This is a genomic window from Cellulomonas telluris (genome assembly GCF_004886325.1).
Classification (GTDB): Bacteria; Actinomycetota; Actinomycetes; order Actinomycetales; family Cellulomonadaceae; genus Cellulomonas; species Cellulomonas telluris.
Genome location: NZ_QXFN01000001.1, coordinates 528,528 through 547,739 on the forward strand (window position 1 = coordinate 528,528; position 19,212 = coordinate 547,739).

The following is a 19,212-nucleotide window of genomic DNA, read 5'->3' on the forward strand; positions in this document are numbered from 1 at the left end:
GCGGGTATCCGGTGGCGCCCGACGGTGCCGGTCGGTGACGCTCCCGCCATGAACCCGGTGCCCCCGCACGTCCGTCGGATCGCCGAGGACGTCCTCGCCGCGCGCCTGCCGGCCGCCGACACCGTCGTGGTCGCGGGCAGCAGCGCGGCCGGGACGTCGACCGCGACGAGCGACGTGGACCTGCTCGTCCTGGGCCCTGACGCGATGTTCCCCGACGGGAGCGGCAGCGCCGCCTTCACCGACGAGCGGGACGGGCGGCCCGTCGAGGTGTTCGCGTACACGGCTGCGGGGTACCGCGAGTGGGCGCGCCGCGAGGTGGAGGACTGCCGACCCGTGGTCCTGGTGATGCTCGCGACGGGTGTGCCCGTGCGCACGGGCCCGTCCTACGCGGGCCTGCGGGCGTGGGCCGCGGACGTGCTGGACGCCGGACCGCGCGTCGACCGCGCGGCGCTGGACACGCGCCGCTACCACCTGACGGCGCTGGTGGACGACCTCGCGGACGCCACGGACCCCGCGGAGTCGGCCGTGCTGCGCGCCACGGTCGTCACGTCCCTCGCCGAGCTGCTCCTGCTCGCGCACGGGCGGTGGCTGGGGTACGGGAAGTGGCTCGTGCGGCGCCTGCGGTCGTGGGACGCCGACGTGGCGGACGCGCTCGGCGCCGCGCTGGCCGCGGGCGACACGGAGCAGGTGCTCGCCGCGGCCCGGCCCCAGCTCGAGCGTCTCGGCGGGCCGCTGCGCGCGGGGTTCGTGCGCTAGGCACGCGGGTCACCCGACGTTCACCCGGCCGTCTCCCGTCGTCGGGGTCCCGGTCGGCCGAGGCCCCTAGCGTCCGTCCGTCCCGCCGGGTCCGCCGGCACCCGTGGAGGAAGGACTCCCGTGAGCGAGCTGCGCCCCCGCGCGCCCCGTCCCCGCCGCCGACGTGCGACCGCGACCGTCGCCGCGACGACGCTGCTGACCGCCGGGCTCGTGCCCGCGCTGCTGGCACCCGCGTCGGCGAACCTCGTCGCCGAGCCGGTGCGGCACGCCGCCCCCGACGCCGCCGTGACCCTGTCCCCGCTCGGCACCTACGAGACGGGCGTGTTCGCCGAGTCGGCCGCCGAGATCGTGACGTACCACGCGGGCACGCAGCGGCTGTTCGTCGTGAACGCCCTGTCGGGCGAGGTCGACGTGCTCGACGCGTCCGACCCGACGGCGCCGGCGAAGGTCGGCACGATCGCCGTCGCGGACGTCGCCGACGCCCTCGACGCGGCGATCCCGGCCGGGGCCGCCGTCAACTCGGTCGCCGTGCGCGCGGACGGGCTCGTCGTCGTCGCCGTCGAGCACGCCACGAAGACCGAGCGCGGCTGGCTCCTGTTCCTCGACGCCGACACGCTCCGCGCGCTCGGTGCGGTGCGGGTGGGCGCGCAGCCCGACAGCGTCGCCGTCTCGCCCGACGGCGCGTGGGCCGTGACCGCCGACGAGGGCGAGCCCGACGACGCGTACGCCGTCGACCCGCCGGGGTCGGTGAGCGTCGTCGCGCTGCCCTCGGACGTGGCGGCGCCCTCGCAGGAGGCGGTCCGCACGGTCGGCTTCGAGGACTTCGACGCACCCGGCGCGCTGCCGGACGGCGTCCGCGTCTTCGGGCCCACCGACCCGGGTGCCCCGCCGCTGGTGCCGTCGCTCAACCTGGAGCCGGAGTACGTCACGGTCGCCGGCTCCACCGCGTACGTCACCCTGCAGGAGGCGAACGCGATCGCCACCGTCGACCTCGACGACGCCCGCGTCACCGGCATCCACGCCCTCGGCTCCCAGGACCACGGCACGGTGCCGCTCGACCCGTCGGACCGCGACGGCGGGTTCCGCCTGCGCACCTACGAGGGGCTGCGCGGTCTGCACCAGCCGGACGCGATCGCGTCGTACCAGGCGGGCGGCGTGACCTACCTCGTGACCGCGAACGAGGGCGACGCCCGCGAGTGGGGCGACTACGCCGAGCCGGCCCGCGTGAAGGACCTCGGCAAGGACGGCCTCGCACCGGTCTGCGCCCCGCTCGCGGGCCTCACCGGCGACGCCGACCTCGGCCGCCTCAACGTCTCCACCGCATCGGGCCTGAACGCCGACGAGAGCTGCTACGAGGAGCTGTACGCGTTCGGCTCGCGCTCGTTCTCGATCTGGACGACGGACGGCGAGCGCGTCTGGGACTCGGGCTCCTCGTTCGAGGAGGTCACCCACGCCGCGGCCCCGGAGTTCGTGAACTCGAACCACTCGGAGTCGAACCTCGAGGGGCGCAGCGACGACAAGGGCCCCGAGCCCGAGGCGATCGCCGTCGGCCAGGTCGACGGCCGCACCTACGCCTTCGTCGGGTTCGAGCGGGTGGGCGGCGTGGCCGTCTACGACGTGACCGACCCGCGGGACGCGTCCTTCGTCAGCTACGTCAACAACCGCGACTTCTCCGTCTCGGTGGAGGACGGCGGCGACCTCGCTGCCGCCGGCGACCTCGGCCCCGAGTCGATCGCCTTCGTGCCCGCGGCGGACTCGCCGACGGGCGAGCCGATGATCGCGGTCGGCAACGAGGTGTCCGGCACCACGACGCTGTTCGCCGTCGGGACCGGCGCACCGGCCGACGACGACCTCGTCGAGCTGCAGCTGCTCGGCACGAACGACTTCCACGGCCGCCTCGAGGCCGACCTGCGCGGCGGCGTGGCCGGTGCCGCGGTGCTGTCCGGGGCCGTGCAGCAGCTGCGCGGCGAGAACCCCGACACCGTGTTCGTGTCCGCGGGCGACAACATCGGCGCGTCGACCTTCCCGTCGATGATCGCCCAGGACGTCCCGACGATCGACGTGCTCAACGCGACGGGCCTGGAGGTCTCCGCGGTCGGCAACCACGAGTTCGACCAGGGCCTCGACGACCTCACCGACCGGGTGCAGCCGCTCGCGGACTTCCCCTACCTCGGCGCGAACGTGTACCGCGCGGGCACCACCGAGCCGGTGCTGCCCGAGTACGAGGTGGTGGAGCGCTCGGGCGTGCGCGTCGCGTTCGTCGGCGTCGTCACGGCCGCCACGCCCACGCTCGTGTCCCCGTCCGGCGTCGCGGGCCTCGACTTCGGCGACCCCGTCGCCGCGCTCGACCGTGTCGCGGCCGAGATCGAGGAGCAGGACGCCGCCGACGTCACGGTCGCGCTCGTCCACGACGGCGCCGAGGTCGGCGACTGCACGGCCGTGGCCGCGGAGGACAGCGACTTCGGCCGGGTCGTGCGCGACACGTCCGCGGACGTCGACGCGATCTTCTCCGCGCACACCCACCGGTCGTACGCGTGCGCGTTCCCCGTGGCGGGCAGCGACGTCCCGCGGCCCGTCGTGCAGGGCGGGCAGTACGGCCAGAACCTGGCCCGCGTCGAGCTGACGTACGACCCGGCGGCCGGGCGCGTCGTCGCCGCGTCGCAGGACCTGCTGCCCATGGTCGTCGACGGCGCCCCCGCCTACCCCGCCGACCCGGCGGTCCAGGAGGTCGTCGACGCGGCCGTCGCGGAGGCGGCCGAGCTCGGCTCGGTCGTCGTCGGCTCGCTCACCGCCGACGTGCTGCGCGCGCGCAACGCCGCCGGCGAGGTCGACCGCGGCCTGGAGTCGCCGCTCGGCAACCTCGTCGCGGACATGCACCTGTGGGCGACGAGCGCCGCGAACCCGGCTTTCGGCGGCACCCCGGCCGACCTCGCGGTGATGAACCCGGGCGGCCTGCGGGCCGACCTCGTCGCCGGGCCGGACGGGTCCGTCACCTACCGGGCCGTGGCCGACGTGCAGCCGTTCGCGAACACGCTCGTCGTGGTCGACCTGACCGGTGAGCAGCTCGTCGACCTGCTCGAGCAGCAGTGGGGCACGCCGGACGCGCCCCGGACCCGGCTGCACCTCGGCCTGTCCGCGAACGTCACGTACAGCTACGACGAGTCGGCCCCGGTCGGGCAGCGCGTCGTCGAGGTGCGCGTCGGCGACCGGCGGGTCGACCCGGCGGCGACGTACCGCGTGACGGCGAACTCGTTCCTCGCCTCCGGCGGCGACGGCTTCACCGCGCTCGCGGCCGGTGCGTCCCGTGCGGACTCGGGGCAGGTGGACCTGGCCGCGTCCGTCGCGTACGTGCAGGCCAACAGCCCCGTCTCGCCCGCGGCCCTCGGCCGCGCGGTCCCCGCGTCCGCGGCGCCCGCGTGGGTGTCGATCGAGCTGGACGGCACCGAGGTCCGCCAGGGCGAGGAGCTGCGGGCGCGGCTGTCCGGGCTGGAGCCCGGGCAGGAGGTCGAGGTCACGGTGCGGTCCGAGCCGGTCGCGCTCGGCACGTTCACCGCCGACGCGTCCGGCGAGGTGCTCGTGACCTGGACCGTGCCGGCCGGCTTCGCGCCCGGTGCGCACTCCCTGGTCGTGACGTCGGCCGGCCTGCCGGCGGCGTCGGCGTCCTTCACGGTGCTCGCCGCGCCGTCCGGCGGTGCCGGCGGCGGTGGGGGTGCCGGTGCCGGTGGCGGCGTCGCCGCGGGCCTCGTGCCGGGCACGGGTGAGTTCCCCGCCCGCCTGTCCGACACCGGCGCGGACGTGGTCTTCGCGCTGCTCGTCGCGCTGGGCCTGCTCGGCACGGGCGCGGCGGCGCTGACCGCGCGCCGCGGCACCCGGACCCGCCCGGTCGGCAGCGGGGCGGCGGAGGTCGGCACGGCCGACTGAGCCGCCCGAGCCGGACGAGCACGGCGATCTGGTCGTCCCGAACGACCAGATCGCCGTGCTCGCGGTGCGTGACCGCCGGGGTGCGGCCGCCGGCTCAGCCGGCCGCGACCGCCTCGCGGACCGGCACGTCGCCGGTCACGAGCTCCCACTGCCTGCCGACGCTCGCCGGCTCCGCGAGGCACGCCGCGACGACCGCGGCGACGTCCGCACGGGGCACCTGCGCCCGGGGCGCCGACTCCGAGAGCAGCACCGTGCCGACGGGGTCGTCGTCGGTCAGGCCGCCGGGCCGGATGATCGTCCAGGCGAGGTCGGAGGCCCGCAGGGCGGCGTCGGCGTCCCGCTTGGCCTCCACGTACGCCTTCCACACCTCGCCGGTGTCGTCCGGCAGCGGCTCGTCGACGCCGATCGCGGAGACCTGCACGAACCGCTGGACACCGGCCCGCCGGGCGCCCTCGATCGACTTCAAGGAGCCCTCCAGGTCGACGGTCCGCTTGCGGTCGGCGCGTCCGTCGGGCCCGGCGCCCGCCGCGAAGACGACCGCCTGCGTCCCGGCGAACGCCTCGGCGAACGCGTCGGCGTCCTGCGCCTCGATGTCGAGCAGGCGCGGCTCGACGCCGGGGCTGCGCAGCTCGTCCGCGTGCTCCTGCTTGCGCACGAGCGGGACGACCTCGTCCCCCCGCTCGACGAGCAGGGGGATGAGGGCCCGCGCGACCTTGCCGTGCCCGCCGACGACCGCGACGCGCATCAGGCGAGCTTCCCGCCCGTCGCGACGATGCGGTCGCCCGTCACGTAGCTGGACTCCTGCGACGCGAAGAACACGTACGCGGGCGCCATCTCGGCGGGCTGGCCGGCGCGGCCGAGCGGGGTGTCCCCGCCGAACGACTCGACCTTCTCGTCGGGCATGGTCGCCGGGATCAGCGGCGTCCAGATCGGGCCGGGGCAGACCGCGTTGACGCGGATGCCCTGCTGGGCGACCTGCTGGGCCAGGCCCTTGGTGAAGTTGAGGATGCCGGCCTTGGTGGTCGCGTAGTCGAGCAGCGGCGGGCTGGGCTCGAACGCCTGGATCGAGCTCGTGTTGATGATCGCCGAGCCGGGCTTCAGGTGCGGCAGCGCGGCCTTGGTGATCCAGAACATCGCGTAGAGGTTGGTCTTGAAGACGCGGTCGAGCTGCTCGGTCGTGATGTCGGCCAGGCTGCCCGGCTGGGCCATCTGGTAGGCGGCGTTGTTCACGAGGATGTCGAGCCCGCCGAGCTCGTCGACGGTGCGCTGCACGAGGTCCGAGCAGAACTGCTCGTCGCGGATGTCGCCGGGGATCGCGAGCGCCTTGCGCCCGGCCTCCTCGACGAGGCGGACGGTCTCCTGCGCGTCCTCCTCCTCGTCCGGGAGGTACACGATCGCCACGTCGGCGCCCTCGCGGGAGTAAGCGATGGCGACGGCCCGGCCGATGCCGGAGTCCCCACCGGTGATGAGCGCCTTGCGGCCCTCGAGGCGGCCGGAGCCGCGGTACGTCTGCTCGCCGTGGTCCGGCTCCTGCGGCATGTCCTCCGTACGACCGGGGTGCTCGATCGTCTCGCCGGACTGGGCCTCGGGGCCGGGGTACTGGGAGCGGGGGTCCTGGTTCGTCGTCTGGTCAGCCATGCACCCCATCGTCAGCAGCGGCCCGGGAGCCCGCACGCCGAGCGGCGACCCTGGACTTCTTTCGGCCACCGAATAAAGTGGGGCGACGACGAGGTCGAGGGAGACGACGTGACGAGCACGAGCACGACCACCGGGACGGACCTGGGCCCGCTCGCCGGGTACGCGGCGGGCATGACGTGGGGCTGGACCGGCGGCGGGCGGGGGACGTGGACGGGGGCCGACGCGGAGGCGTCCCTGGACGCGATGGTGGACCGGCTGGGCGTCACGTGGGTCACGCTCGCGTTCTCCGCCCTGCAGGACACCGCCCAGTCCACGACGATCGCGTGGCGCGACGCCCCCACGCCGACGGACGACGAGATCCGCACCGCGATCCGCGCCGCCCACGCCCGCGGCCTGCAGGTCTGCCTCAAGCCCGTGGTCAACGTCCGCAACGGCACGTGGCGCGCGCACATCGCCTTCTTCGACGAGGACGTGCCCTGCGAGCCGACGTGGGCGCAGTGGTTCGCCGCGTACACGGAGTTCCAGGTGCACTACGCCCGCATCGCGGCGGAGGAGGGCGTGGCGATGGTGTGCGTGGGCTGCGAGATGGTCCAGTCCGACAAGCGCGAGGACGAGTGGCGCGCGCTCGTCGCCGCCGTGCGCGAGGTGTACCCCGGGCTGGTCACCTACAACTGCGACAAGTACCAGGAGGGGAACGTCCGCTGGTGGGACGCGGTCGACGTCGTCTCGTCGTCCGGCTACTACCCCGTGGACGACTGGGAGGCGCAGCTCGACCGCGTCGAGGCCGTCGTGCGCCGCGTCGGCAAGCCGTTCCTCTTCCTCGAGGCCGGCTGCCCGAGCCGCGAGGGGTCGCCCGCGCTGCCCAACGACTGGGCCCTGCCGGGGGCGCCGTCCGGCGAGGCGCAGGCGGACTGGTACCGCGCCGCGTTCGCGGCCTGCGCCCGGCGCGACTGGGTCGGCGGCTTCATGCTCTGGGACTGGCCGACCCGCCTGTACGCCGAGGCGGAGGCCGCGGCGAACGACGACTACTGCCCGTACGGCAAGCCGGCCGAGGGAGTGATCCGGGACGCGTACGCCGAGGGCGTCGCCCGCCGGGCGCACGGCTGACCGCCGCGCCCGGCCGTCCCGAGGGCGCTGCGTCACGGTTCGGGCACGGCGTCGACGCCGGCGCCTCCGGCGGGGCACGCTGGGCGCAGCGGCGCGAGGTCCGCGTCGTGGAGGCGGGGGAGGCCGACGTGCACGTCGAGTTCGTCGCGGGTTTCGGGCCGATCACGCGGGACGACGCCGCCGCGGGGACGTTCTGGGCCGACGCGCTGGGGATCAGCTTCGCGGAGGTCGCACCGGGGTACTTCTCGACCGACGAGCTGCCCGGGGCGCGCGCGTTCGCACGGTGGCCGCTGGCGCAGGCGGCGCAGGCGACGTTCGGCCGGCCGGAGTGGCCCGCCGACCGTCCCGTGCCGCAGGCCTGGATCGAGCTCGACGTGCAGTCCGTGCAGGCCGTGGCGGACGCGGTCGCCGAGCTGCGGGGTGCGGGGCACGACGTCCTCGTCGACGCGCACGACGAGCCGTGGGGCCAGACCTCGGCTCGCCTGCAGAGCCCGGAGGGGCTGCTCGTGGGCATCACGTACACCCCCTGGATGCACCGGGAGACCTGACCACCGCCCGGGGGGCCCGCCGAGCCCGCGGTTCGTCAGCACCAGGGGCGGCCGGTGCTGACGAGGTCCGGCGTCGTCGCGGACAGGGGCCGCGGGGACGCGTGCCGACCTGGCACGGTGGGGCACCGGGCCGGACGGCGGTCCGCCGTCGTCCCGAGGAGAGCCGATGTTCGCCGGAGTGAGCGCCTTCCCCCTGACCCCGCTGCGGGACGACCGGGTCGACGAGGACGCCCTCGGCCGGCTCGTCGCCGGTGCCGCGGGAGCGGGCGTCGACTCGGTCTGCGTCCTCGGGTCCACCGGCGTGGGGCCGTACCTCGCGCGCGAGGAGCGGCGCGCCGTCGTGGCCCGCGCCGCGAAGGAGGTCGGCGACGTTCCCCTGCTCGCGGGCGTCAGCGCGCTGCGGACGTCGGACGTGCTGGCGCACGCGCAGGACGCCGCCGAGGCCGGTGCCGCGGGCCTGCTGCTCGTGCCCGTGTCGTACCAGCCGCTGACCGACGACGAGGTGGTCGACCTGTACGCGGAGGTCACCGACCGCGTCCCGCTGCCGCTCGTCCCCTACGAGAACCGGCGGACCACGTCCGTCGCGTTCAGCGACGACCTCCTCGCGCGCGTCGCCGCGCTGCCGCACGTCGCCTCGGTCAAGGTGCCCGGTGCGCCGGGCGACGTGGCCGCGGTGAGCGCCCGCCTCGCGCACCTGCGGACGCTCGTGCCGGCCCAGGTCGGCGTCGGGTTCTCCGGCGACGCGTACGCCGCCATCGCGCTCGCGGCGGGTGCCGACACGTGGTGGTCGGTGCTCGCGGGCGTCGTCCCGGCCACGGCCGTGCGGCTCGCGCACGCCGCGCGCACCGGCGACCACGCCACGGTCGACGCGCTCACCGCCGCGCTGCGCCCCGCGTTCGACGTCCTGGCCGCGCAGGGCGGGGTCCGGGTCGCCGCCGCGCTCGCGGAGCGCCGCGGGCTCGTCCAGGGTCCGTGCCTGCCACGCCCGGTGCAGGGCCTCCCGGCGTCGGACCGCGACGCGGTGGTGGCGGCGCTGGAGGCGGCCGAGCGGGTCTGAGCGCGCCGTCAGGGGCGCCGCGTCGTCGCCCGCACCACCGCGGTGATCGCGGTGCCGACGTGCCGCGACGGCCCGCGCCGCGGCAGGGCCGCGAGCCGGTCGGCCAGGGCGGGCAGGCGGTGCACGGCGCCGACCGCGGCCGCGTGGGCGACGTGGAGGGCCGCGCGCCGGTGCGTGTCGAGCGCGCTGTGTCCGGTGCCCGCGAGCGGCACGAGCACCGCGTCCGGGTCGACCGCCGCGACGTGCTCGGCCACCGGGCGGGGCGTGCGCAGGTCCCGGTCGCCGGACACCACGGCCGTCGGCCAGGTGAACCACGGGACCGCGGCCGGCAGGTCGAAGCGGTCGGCGACGGCCGGGACGCCGTGCCGGGCCACGTGCCGTGCGGCCGCGTCCGCGAACGTGAGCTGCGGGTCGAGCGGCAGGCCGTCCGGCGGCAGGCCGGAGCCCACCTCGCCGTACATGATCCCGGCCACCAGGTCCGGCTCCATGACGTACGGCTGGCCGCTGCCCTCCGTCTCGCCCGAGCCGAGCGTCGCGACGCGGTCCCAGACCGCCCGCAGCCGGCCGGCGCGGCGCGCGAGGAGCAGGCGGTGCAGCACCTCGGGGCCGGCGAACTCGTGCACCACCTGCACGACGTGCCCGAGCTCGGCGGGCGGCACGTCGTCCGCCAGCGCCCGCACGGCCGCCGCGACCGGGGCGAGGGCGGGGTCCTCGCCGTCCCACAGCAGCCGCCGCCGGTGGGCGCGCGCCGTCGCGAGGTCGTCCACCGGTGCGTGCACGGGGGAGTCGAGGACCATCGCCGCCACCCGCTCCGGGTGGCGGGCCCCGAACGCCTGCGCGAGGTACGAGCCGTAGGACGCCCCGTACACGACCGCCTGGTCGACGCCGGCGGCGTCGAGCACCGCGGCGAGGTCCTCCACCACGGCGGCGACGGTGACGGCGGCGACCGGCAGGTCGCGGCCCTCGGTGTCGCGACGCGACAGGCCGACGCCCCGGTGCTCGACCATGAGGACGTCGAGACCGCGCCGGGCGGCGTCGGCGCGCAGCGGGACGTACGGCAGCACCGACGCGAGCCCGGGACCGCCGGGCAGCACGAGCACGGGCGGCGCGTCCCCCCGCGGGCCGGAGCGCACCCAGGCGACGCGCACGGTCCCGTCGGAGCCCCCGCCCACGGGACGCTCGACCGTCCCACCCTGCTGCGCCAGCACCTGCTGCGCCGCCCTCGCCACGCCGTCGTCGCCCGCGCGCTGCTGCCCCATGACCGCCGCAACGGGCGGGGTCCCCGCGGGGTTCCTGGTCCGTGGGGGTCCGTGCGCGTCCGTGCAGGCCCGCGGCGTCGGGCACGATGGAGGCACCACCCCCGACCGCCCAGGAGCCCCCGCATGCGCACGCCCGTCGACCGCACCGGTCGCGCCTTCGCCGTCGTCGCCCTCGTCGAGGCGTTCACGTGGGCGGGGCTCCTCGTGGGGATGTTCCTGAAGCACGTCACGGAGACGACGGAGCTCGGCGTCACCGTGTTCGGGCGGCTGCACGGCGGCGCGTTCCTCGTGTACGTGGCCGTCGCGCTGGTCGCCGCCGTGCGGCTGCGGTGGCCGTGGTGGGTGACGGGGCTCGCGCTGGCGGCGGCGGTCCCGCCGCTGGTCACGCTGCCGCTGGAGCGGTGGCTGCGCCGCACCGGGCGGCTCGCGCGGCCGGGTGCGGCCCTCGCGGGCGACGAGGAGCCGGAGCGCAGCGGGGCCTCGGCGGGCGTCTGACGGGCGGCGGCGCTGTCGGTCCCGGCACGTAGCCTGCCGCTGTGATCCTGCTCGACGACGGCACCCTGACGTACTCCGCGAGCGACCTGACGGCCGCGGCGGAGTGCGAGTTCGCGGTGCTGCGCGCGCTCGACGCGCGGCTCGGGCGCGGGCCGCTGGCCGTCACGGACGCCGACGCGATGCTCGCGCGGGTGTCGCACCTGGGCGACGAGCACGAGCAGCGGGTGCTGCGGGGGCTCGTCGCGGAGCACGGGGTCTGGGTGCCCGGCCGCACGGGCGGCGTCGCCCAGGTGCCGAGGGCGTCCGACCCCGCGTCCCGGGCGGACCTGGAGGCCGCGCACGCGGCGACGCTCGACCGTCTCGCGGCCCGGGCCGACGTCGTCCACCAGGCCGCGTTCTTCGACGGGCGCTTCGTCGGCCGCGCGGACTTCGTCGTGCGCGAGCCGGGGCCGGACGGCGACGTGTGGAGCGTGCGGGACGCCAAGCTCGCGCGCAACGCGCAGCCGACCGCGCTGCTGCAGGTGGCGGCCTACGCGGACCAGCTCGTGCGGGCCGGCGTCCCCGTGGCGCGGGACGTGGTGCTCGTCCTCGGCGACGGCGCCGCGGCGAGGCACGCCGTCACGGACCTCGTCCCCGTCTACCGCGAGCGGCGCGCGCGGCTCGAGGCGCTGCTCGACGCGCACCGCGCCGCCGGCGACCCGGTGGCGTGGGGGGACCCCGACGTGGCCGCGTGCGGCCGGTGCGCCCTGTGCGTCGCCGAGCTCGAGGAGCGGCGCGACCCGACGCTCGTCGCCGGTCTGTACGAGCGGCAGCGTGCCCTGCTCGCCAGGGCCGGCATCACGACGGTCGACGCGCTCGCCGCCGCGCCCGACGACCTCGCCGTCGAGGGGCTGAGCCCCGCGCAGGTGCAGCGCCTGCTGCGCCAGGCGCGCCTGCACGTCGACCTCGAGCGCCGCAACGCCGACCCCGCCCACCCGACCGACGTGCCGTGGGCCGTGCCGCACCCGGACCGGGTCGCCGCGCTGCTGCCGCCGGCCGACCCGGGCGACGTGTTCTTCGACTTCGAGGGCGACCCGCTCTGGTACGACGCCGCGCTCGCCGGGGAGCCGGACGCGTGGGGCCTGGAGTACCTGTTCGGCGTCGTCGAGGCGCCCGAGCGCCCCGGCGCCGAGCCGCGGTTCCGCGCGTTCTGGGCGCACGACCGCGGCGAGGAGCGCACCGCCCTGCGCGCCTTCCTCGACTACCTCGCCGAGCGCCGCAGCCGCTTCCCCGGCCTGCACGTCTACCACTACGCGGCGTACGAGAAGGTCGCGCTGCTGCGGCTCGCGGGGCGGCACGGCGAGGGCGAGGCGGAGGTCGACGGGCTGCTGCGCGAGGGCGTCCTCGTCGACCTGTACGCGGCCGTGCGCGCCGGCGTGCAGACGGGGCAGCGGTCGTACTCGCTGAAGAAGCTCGAGCCCCTGTACATGGCGCAGGGCCGCGGCGACGGCGTCACGAACGCCGCCGACTCGATCGTGGAGTACGCCGAGGCGGTCGCCGCGCGCGACGCCGGCCGCGAGGGCGAGTGGCAGGACCGCCTCGACGCCATCGCGGCGTACAACCGCTACGACTGCCTGTCGACGCTGGGGCTGCGCGACTGGCTGCTCGCGCGTCTCGCCGAGGCCGGCCTGGAGCCGCAGCGGGCCACGGTCCTGGACCCGGAGGCCGCTGCGCGCGCCGCCGAGCTGGGGGAGCCGGACCCGCTGGAGGAGCGGCTCATGGCCGTCGCGGGTCCCGGCCCGAACGAGGGCGTCGTGCGCCCGCCGGGCCGGCAGGCGGTCGCGCTCGTCGCCGCCGCCCTGCGGTACCACCAGCGCGAGGACAAGCCGTACTGGTGGGGCCACTTCGACCGCCTCAAGGCCGACCCCGCCGAGTGGGCCGAGCGCCGCAACGTGCTCGTCGCGGACGACGTCGAGGTGCTCGACGCGTGGCGGCTGCCGCCGGGCAAGCAGGTGGAGCGGCGCGTGCTGCGGATGACCGGCCGGCTCGAGCCCGGCAGCGACCTGCGCGCCGGCGCCAAGGCCGTCGGCCTCTACGACCCGCCCTTCCCGGACTGCATGAAGTCCTCGCCCGACGGCCCGCGCGGCTGGTGCGAGCGCATGACGGTGCTCGAGGTCACCGCGGCCGAGCGGGACGGGCGCGTCCGCGACGTCCTGGTCGTGGAGGAGACACGCCCGAAGGGGTCCGAGGCGTTCGACGCCCTGCCGATGGCGCTCGCCCCCGCCGGTCCGCTGGGCACGCAGCCGCTGCGCACCGCGATCCGTGTGCTCGCCGAGGACGTCGCGGCCGGGCTGGAAGGGGTGCCCGCGGACCCGGCGGACGACGTCCGCCTGCCCACCCGCGCGGTCCTCGACCTGGCCCGGCGTGTCCCGCCGCGCGCCCGGTCGGGCGCCCCCATCCCGCCGCTGGCCGACCCCGGCGACGCCGTCGACGTGCTGACCCGCGCGCTGCTCGACCTCGACGACTCGTACGTCGCGGTGCAGGGCCCGCCCGGCACCGGCAAGACGTACACGGGTGCGCGGGTCGTCGCGGGGCTGGTCGCGCGCGGGTGGCGCGTGGGTGTCGTCGCCCAGTCGCACGCCGTCGTCGAGAACATGCTGCGCGCGGTCGCGGGCGCCGGGGTGCCGGCCGACGCGATCGCCAAGAAGGCGCCCGGAGCGCAGGACGGTCGGGTCGCCGACCCGGACGCGCCGTGGACGTGGGTGCCGGACAAGGGGTTCGCGGGCTTCTGGGGCTCGCACCCCGGCGGCGCGCCCGGCGCCGGGGCCGTGCTGGGTGGCACCGCCTGGGACCTCGCGAACGCCGGTCGCCTGCCGGACGCCCCGCTCGACCTGCTCGTCGTCGACGAGGCCGGGCAGCTGGCGCTCGCGACGACGTTCGCCGTGGCGGGCGCCGCCCGCAACCTCCTGCTGCTCGGCGACCCGCAGCAGCTCCCGCAGGTCAGCCAGGGCACCCACCCGGAGCCGGTCGACCGGTCCGCCCTCGGGTGGCTGTCCGACGGGCACGACACCCTGCCGCCCGCGCTCGGCTACTTCCCGCCCGTGACGCACCGGATGCACCCCGCGCTGTGCGCGGCCGTGTCGACCCTGTCGTACGAGGGCCGGCTCGCCGCCGCCCCCGCCGCCGCCGCGCGCGAGCTCGACGGCGTCGCCCCCGGTGTGCACGGCGTGCTCGTCGAGCACGACGGCAACAAGGTCCGCTCCCTCGAGGAGGCGGACGCCGTCGTGCGGCTCGTGCGGGACCTGGTGGGGCGGACCTGGCGTGACCCGTCGGCGGGCGGGGGGGCGTCCGAGCGGCCCCTGGAGCCGCAGGACGTGCTCGTCGTCGCCCCGTACAACGCGCAGGTGTTCACGGTCCGCCAGGCGCTGGAGGCCGCCGGGCTCGGCGGCGCCCGCGTCGGCACGGTCGACCGCTTCCAGGGGCAGCAGGCGCCCGTCGTCGTGGTCACCACGGCGGCGTCGTCGCCGGCGCAGGTGCCGCGCGGGCTCGACTTCCTGCTCGACCGCAACCGGCTGAACGTCGCCGTCTCGCGCGGGCAGTGGGCGGCGTTCGTCGTCCGCAGCACGCGCCTCACGCACGTCCTGCCGCGCCGTGCGGAGACGCTCGAGCGGCTCGGCGCGTTCATCGGCCTGACCACCGCCAGCGTCGTGCCGGTGCCAGAGCCGCCGGCCGGCCCCGCCGACCCTGCGCGCGCGCCCGTCGGCAGCCGCACGTAGCGTCGAGGAGGTCCCCGACCGCACCGACGTGCCGCGCGCCCCGCACCGGCGCCACGTCGGCCGAGCCCTCCGGAGATGGTGCCCGTGCCGTCCGACCGTCCCCTCGTCCTCGTCCTGCACGGCGCCCGCGGCGACCTGTCGCGGCGCATGGTGGTCCCCGCCCTCGCGACGCTCGGGGCACGGGGGCTGCTGCCCGACCGGTGGGCCCTCGTCGGCACCGGGCGCCGGGACCTCGACGTCGAGGAGTTCCGCGACGTCGTCCGGTCCTCGCTCGACGAGTTCGGCGACGACGAGTCCCGCGGCGCGCTCGACGACGTCCTCGAGCACCTGGCGTGGTGCCGGGACGTCAGCCAGGACGACGACGACCCCGGCACGCTCCCGGACGTCCTGGCCGACCTGCGCGAGCGGCTCACGGGCGACCGCGACGGCGACGTGCTCGTCGTGCACTACCTGGCCGTGCCGCCGGAGTCGTTCGTGCCGCTCACACGGGCGCTGGCCCGCCACGGCCTCACCGACGGCGTCCGCGTCGTCTACGAGAAGCCGTACGGCACCTCGCCCGACTCGTTCCGCGAGCTCGACGAGGTCGTGCACGAGGCGCTCGACGAGGAGCAGGTGTTCCGCATCGACCACTTCCTCGGCAAGGAGGCGACGCAGAACCTGCACGTGTCCCGGTTCGCGAACGAGCTCATCGGCGGCGCCTGGGACCGGCAGCACGTCGCGCAGGTGCAGATCGACGTGCCGGAGACCCTCGACGTCGACCAGCGCGCCGAGTTCTACGACGCGACCGGCGCCGCGCTCGACATGCTCGTCACGCACCTGTTCCAGGTCGCGGCGCAGGTCGCGATGGAGCCGCCCGCCGGGCTGTCCGCCGACGACCTGGGACGGGCCCGCGCGGAGGTCCTCGAGGCGTTCCGCCCGCTCGACCCGGACGAGGTCGTGCTGGGCCAGTTCGAGGGCTACGGCGACATCGACGGCGTCGCCGACGGGTCCACGACCGACACCTACGTCGCCGCCCGGCTCTGGGTCGACACCGAGCGGTGGCGCGGCGTCCCGTTCCTGCTGCGCACCGGCAAGCAGCTCGCCACGTCCGCGCAGCAGGTCACGCTCGTGCTGCGCACGCCCGACCACCTGTTCGGCGAGGACGTCGGCCCCAACCGCCTCGAGCTGTCGCTGACCGGCGCCGGCGAGGTGCGCCTCGTCACCACGGTGAAGAAGCCCGGGCCGCGCCTGGAGCTGGAGACCGGTACGGTGCGGCTCTCGCTGGACGACGTGCCGGGGACCTCCCTGCCGCCGTACGCCGGGCTGCTGCAGGACGTGCTCGCCGGGGACCGGACGCTGTTCACCACCCCCGCGGGCCTCGACGCCGCGTGGCGGGCGTTCGCCCCGCTCCTCGGCGACGGACGTCCCGAGCCCGTGCCGTACGAGCGCGGCTCGTGGGGCCCGCAGGAGGCACGCCGGCTGGCCGAGCCGCACGGGTGGGTGCTGGGGCAGTGACCATGACGGACGAGCGCGAGGACGGACCGGTGGACGAGCAGGTGGACACGCAGGTGCAGGAGCACGACGGCGGGCAGGTCCCGGACGGCGGGACGGCCGTCGTCGCGGACGAGGGCGCCCAGACCGTGGAGGAGGCGTTCGACCGGGTCCGCGCGTCGCTGCACGCCGAGGAGGCGCGCCTCGCGGCCGAGCTCGAGCGCACCGAGGCCGAGGCGCGCGCCGCGGTGGACGCGGCGGTCACCGCCGTGAAGGAGGACCTCGCGACGCAGGCCGAGCGCGTGCGCGCCGCGATCGAGGAGCAGCGCGACGCGGTCGTCGCCGAGGGCGAGCGGGTCAGCGCAGAGCTGGACGCGCAGGCGGAGGAGGACCTCGACAGCGGTGTCGCGCCCGGCGAGGTCGAGGTCGAGCACGGCACGGTGGAGCGCGGGAGCACCGGCGGCGACGTGGACGCCGACGGTGCGGCGGGCACCGAGGTGCGCGTCGAGGACGGCGAGGTCACGCAGGTGCGGCCCGAGCCCGGCCAGGACGACCGCGGCGCCTGACGGCCGGGCGCTCAGGCGGGGTCGCGCAGCACGACCGTCCTGACGGCCTTGTCCGCCAACGTCTGGCGCTTCGCGTCCCACAGCGGCCAGAGCCAGCCGAGGTAGAGCACGAACGAGTCGAGGACGTGCGCGACGTCCCGCACGAGGCACATCCAGACGCCCGGCGGGGCGTCGGTCTCCTGCGAGACCAGGCGGATGCCCACCGCGCGCTTCCCGAGCGACTGCCCGGTCCGCGCCTGCCGCACCCAGCGGTTCCAGCCCCACACGGCGAGCCCCACGAGCGCGGCGACCAGCGTCACCACGCCGGCGGTCTGCGTGGGCTGGCGCACGGGGTACCCGTAGGCGTCGACGGTCCACTCCGCGGTCGCGAACGCGTACACGCCGGCCAGGCCGTACGGCAGCCAGGCGAGCAGGTCGTCGAGCACGTACGCGAGGACCCGCCAGCCCCAGTGCGCGTAGGCGGGCGGCATCCACGCCGCGATCGGGTGCGACGTGACCGGCCAGCCGCCCGGCGCCCCGACGGCGGTGCGTCCGAGGCCGGGGCCGGGCGGCGTCGCCCCCCAGCCCGCGCCGCCGGCCGGTGCGGACCAGCCGGCTCCGACGGGCGGCGCCGCGAGGGCCGGGGCGGTCCCGAAGCGCGCGGAGCCGGCCGCCGGCGACCACCCACCGGTGCCCCCCGGGCGCGCGACGGCCGCGACCGGTTCGGCGGGCTGGGCCGGTGCCCACCCGGGCGGCGGGGCCGCCGGCTGCCAGGACGTCTGCCCGGTGACGAGCGCCACCGGGGGCGGGGGCGGGGGCGGCGGGGGCGCCGCCGGTGCGGGGACGGGACGCGTGCGCTCGGTCCAGTCCCGGCCGTCGAACCACCGCTCGACGTGCGGCGTCACGCCGTCGTCGTACCAGCCGGGGGCGGGCCCGTCCGAGGTCGTCACGAGGGGCGTATCGGCAGGTGGGGCGAGCTGCATGAGCCCGCCCGCACCGTCGTCACGCGTCCAGCGACTCCCCGGCCCGCTCGGGCAGGGCGAGCGCACCGGCCGCGGCGACGACGAACACGGCGGCGAACACCGTGAACAGCAGCCCCGTGCCGCCGACCTCGCGCAGGGGCGGCACGGCGAGCGGCGCGAGGATCGAGGCCGTCCGCCCGACGCCGGCCGCCCAGCCCGCGCCCGTGGTGCGCACCGTCGTCGGGTAGAGCTCCGGCGTCACGGCGTAGAGGGCACCCCAGGCGCCCAGGTTGAAGAACGAGAGCAGCAGGCCCGCGGCGATCACCGGGCCGGTGCCGTCCGCGGCGGCGAACAGGCCGGCGGCCACCGCCGACCCGGCGAGGAACGCCGCGAGGGTGGGCCGGCGGCCCCACCGCTCGACGAGCACGGCGGCCGCGGCGTACCCGGGCAGCTGCCCGAGCGTGATGATCAGGGTGTACTCGAACGACCGCACCAGGGAGTTGCCGTCCGCCGCCAGCAGCGACGGCAGCCAGATGAAGGCGCCGTAGTAGCTGAAGTTCACCGCGAACCACACGACCCACAGGGCGGCCGTCCGGCGGCGCAGGTCCGGCGCCCACAGCGCGGCGAGCCGCAGCCGCGTCTGTGCCGCACGGCCCGTGCCGGCCTCGCCCGTGCCCTGCCCGCCGGCCTCGCCCGCGCGCTGCCCGCCGGGCGACGCCACCTGCGGCGTCGCCTGCGCCACCGCCCGCGCGGCCGCCTCCCGTGCGGCAGGGTCCGCGTCGCGGACCTGCGCACCCGTGCGCCCGTCCCCGCCGACCGCCGGGGACTCCTCGAACGCGCGCACCACCGCGTCGGCCTCGGCGTGCCGTCCGTGCCCGACGAGGAACCGCACCGACTCCGGCAGGCCGCGGCGCACGACCACCGCGTACACGGCCGGCAGCGCGCCGAGCGCGAGCGCCCACCGCCACCCGTCGTCGCCGACGGGCACCACGAGGTACCCGATGACGGCGGCGAGGATCCACCCGACGGCCCAGAACGACTCCAGCACCACGACGGCCCGCCCCCGGATGCGCGGCGGGGCGAACTCGCTGACCAGGGTCGACGCGACGGGCAGCTCCGCGCCGAGGCCGAGCCCGACGACGAACCGCAGCGCCATGAGCGCGGCCACCGACCAGGCGAGCGCGGACGCACCGGTCGCGACGCCGTAGACGAGCAGCGTCAGCGCGAACACCTGCCGCCGGCCGATCCGGTCCGCGAGCAGCCCGCCGAGCGCGGCGCCGATCGCCATGCCGAGGAACCCGGCGGACGCGATCCACGACAGCTGCGACGCCGGCGTGCCCCAGACGACCCCGAGCTGGGCGATGACGAACGAGATGAGGCCGACGTCCATCGCGTCGAACGTCCAGCCGACGCCCGAGCCGACGAGCAGGCGCACGTGCCGGCGCGTGACCGGGAGCGCGTCGAGGCGCGCGGTCGGGTCCGCGGCGGACGCGGCCGCCGCGGTCGGCGCCTCCGGCCGGGGTGCGTGCGGCTGCGGGTCGGGCACGGCGCCTCCTGGGCGTCGGGACGCACGCGTCGGGACGCGGCGCCGGGGGGCTGGTGCGGGCCCGTGCCGGCCGGTCCCGGCCGGCCGGGACCGCGCTGCACGCATCGTCCTCGCCTCGCCGCGACCACGCCACCGCGCACCCGGCCACCCGCC

The 19,212-nt window shown here is 76.9% G+C and carries 14 protein-coding genes; 9 read left to right on the forward strand and 5 right to left on the reverse strand.

The genetic code is table 11. From position 1 onward, the window contains the following. Positions 1–48: 48 nt before the first annotated feature. Together FB586_RS02615 and FB586_RS19215 are read left to right on the forward strand one after the other, a co-directional pair. Positions 49–756, forward strand: coding sequence for a nucleotidyltransferase domain-containing protein (locus FB586_RS02615; RefSeq protein ID WP_136517755.1), 708 nt, complete (start codon positions 49–51; stop codon positions 754–756). A gap of 120 nt (positions 757–876) precedes the next feature. After that, a complete protein-coding gene (locus FB586_RS19215; protein WP_168800428.1) occupies positions 877–4,677 on the forward strand; it encodes a choice-of-anchor I family protein in 3,801 nt (1,266 codons plus the stop codon). A gap of 94 nt (positions 4,678–4,771) precedes the next feature. On the opposite strand, the gene FB586_RS02635 is transcribed toward FB586_RS19215, so the two are convergent. Beyond that, positions 4,772–5,422: an SDR family oxidoreductase gene (locus FB586_RS02635; RefSeq protein WP_136517756.1), complete on the reverse strand. Its 651-nt coding sequence runs from the start codon at positions 5,420–5,422 to the stop codon at positions 4,772–4,774. Continuing rightward, positions 5,422–6,315, reverse strand: coding sequence for an SDR family oxidoreductase (locus FB586_RS02640; protein ID WP_136517757.1), 894 nt, complete (start codon positions 6,313–6,315; stop codon positions 5,422–5,424). The genes FB586_RS02635 and FB586_RS02640 overlap by 1 nt, the downstream gene beginning before the upstream one ends. Positions 6,316–6,423: 108 nt before the next feature. Between FB586_RS02640 and FB586_RS02645 the strand changes: the two genes are divergently transcribed. The 3 genes from FB586_RS02645 to FB586_RS02655 all read left to right on the forward strand — a co-directional run bounded on the left by FB586_RS02645 (position 6,424) and on the right by FB586_RS02655 (position 9,027). Further along, on the forward strand, positions 6,424–7,422 hold the full coding sequence (locus FB586_RS02645; protein WP_442319892.1) for a glycoside hydrolase family 113: 999 nt from the start codon (positions 6,424–6,426) through the stop codon (positions 7,420–7,422). Between the two features lie 107 nt (positions 7,423–7,529). Next, positions 7,530–7,970, forward strand: a complete 441-nt coding sequence (locus FB586_RS02650) for a VOC family protein (protein ID WP_246036359.1) — start codon at positions 7,530–7,532, stop codon at positions 7,968–7,970. Positions 7,971–8,136: 166 nt separating this feature from the next. Continuing rightward, positions 8,137–9,027: a dihydrodipicolinate synthase family protein gene (locus FB586_RS02655; RefSeq protein WP_136517758.1), complete on the forward strand. Its 891-nt coding sequence runs from the start codon at positions 8,137–8,139 to the stop codon at positions 9,025–9,027. Between the two features lie 8 nt (positions 9,028–9,035). Here the strand turns inward: FB586_RS02655 and FB586_RS02660 are convergent, their stop codons facing one another. Beyond that, positions 9,036–10,286: an alpha/beta fold hydrolase gene (locus tag FB586_RS02660; RefSeq protein ID WP_136517759.1), complete on the reverse strand. Its 1,251-nt coding sequence runs from the start codon at positions 10,284–10,286 to the stop codon at positions 9,036–9,038. A 123-nt stretch (positions 10,287–10,409) separates the two neighbouring features. On the opposite strand from FB586_RS02660, the gene FB586_RS02665 reads away from it, so the two are divergent. From FB586_RS02665 to FB586_RS19220, 4 genes are all read left to right on the forward strand, one after another. Continuing rightward, entirely contained in the window at positions 10,410–10,781 is a 372-nt protein-coding gene (locus FB586_RS02665) for a DUF3817 domain-containing protein (RefSeq protein WP_136517760.1), read from the forward strand. A 41-nt stretch (positions 10,782–10,822) separates the two neighbouring features. Further along, positions 10,823–14,536, forward strand: coding sequence for a TM0106 family RecB-like putative nuclease (locus FB586_RS02670; RefSeq protein WP_136517761.1), 3,714 nt, complete (start codon positions 10,823–10,825; stop codon positions 14,534–14,536). An 84-nt stretch (positions 14,537–14,620) separates the two neighbouring features. Continuing rightward, positions 14,621–16,030 (forward strand): glucose-6-phosphate dehydrogenase, encoded by a 1,410-nt coding sequence (locus FB586_RS02675; RefSeq protein WP_222928264.1) that lies wholly within the window; start codon positions 14,621–14,623, stop codon positions 16,028–16,030. A gap of 2 nt (positions 16,031–16,032) precedes the next feature. Next, positions 16,033–16,572 (forward strand): hypothetical protein, encoded by a 540-nt coding sequence (locus FB586_RS19220; RefSeq protein WP_168800429.1) that lies wholly within the window; start codon positions 16,033–16,035, stop codon positions 16,570–16,572. A gap of 11 nt (positions 16,573–16,583) precedes the next feature. Here the strand turns inward: FB586_RS19220 and FB586_RS20145 are convergent, their stop codons facing one another. Together FB586_RS20145 and FB586_RS02690 are read right to left on the reverse strand one after the other, a co-directional pair. Further along, positions 16,584–17,501 (reverse strand): RDD family protein, encoded by a 918-nt coding sequence (locus FB586_RS20145; RefSeq protein ID WP_168800430.1) that lies wholly within the window; start codon positions 17,499–17,501, stop codon positions 16,584–16,586. Positions 17,502–17,553: 52 nt separating this feature from the next. Beyond that, positions 17,554–19,059, reverse strand: coding sequence for an MFS transporter (locus FB586_RS02690; RefSeq protein WP_246036362.1), 1,506 nt, complete (start codon positions 19,057–19,059; stop codon positions 17,554–17,556). Positions 19,060–19,212 lie beyond the last annotated feature (153 nt).

Coding starts and splice junctions, on each gene's coding strand:
- FB586_RS02615 (WP_136517755.1), top strand. CDS start 49: ATGAACCCGGTGCCCCCGCACGTCCGTCGGATCGCCGAGGACGTCCTC.
- FB586_RS02635 (WP_136517756.1), bottom strand. CDS start 5,422: ATGCGCGTCGCGGTCGTCGGCGGGCACGGCAAGGTCGCGCGGGCCCTC.
- FB586_RS02640 (WP_136517757.1), bottom strand. CDS start 6,315: ATGGCTGACCAGACGACGAACCAGGACCCCCGCTCCCAGTACCCCGGC.
- FB586_RS02655 (WP_136517758.1), top strand. CDS start 8,137: ATGTTCGCCGGAGTGAGCGCCTTCCCCCTGACCCCGCTGCGGGACGAC.
- FB586_RS02660 (WP_136517759.1), bottom strand. CDS start 10,286: ATGGGGCAGCAGCGCGCGGGCGACGACGGCGTGGCGAGGGCGGCGCAG.
- FB586_RS02665 (WP_136517760.1), top strand. CDS start 10,410: ATGCGCACGCCCGTCGACCGCACCGGTCGCGCCTTCGCCGTCGTCGCC.
- FB586_RS19220 (WP_168800429.1), top strand. CDS start 16,033: ATGACGGACGAGCGCGAGGACGGACCGGTGGACGAGCAGGTGGACACG.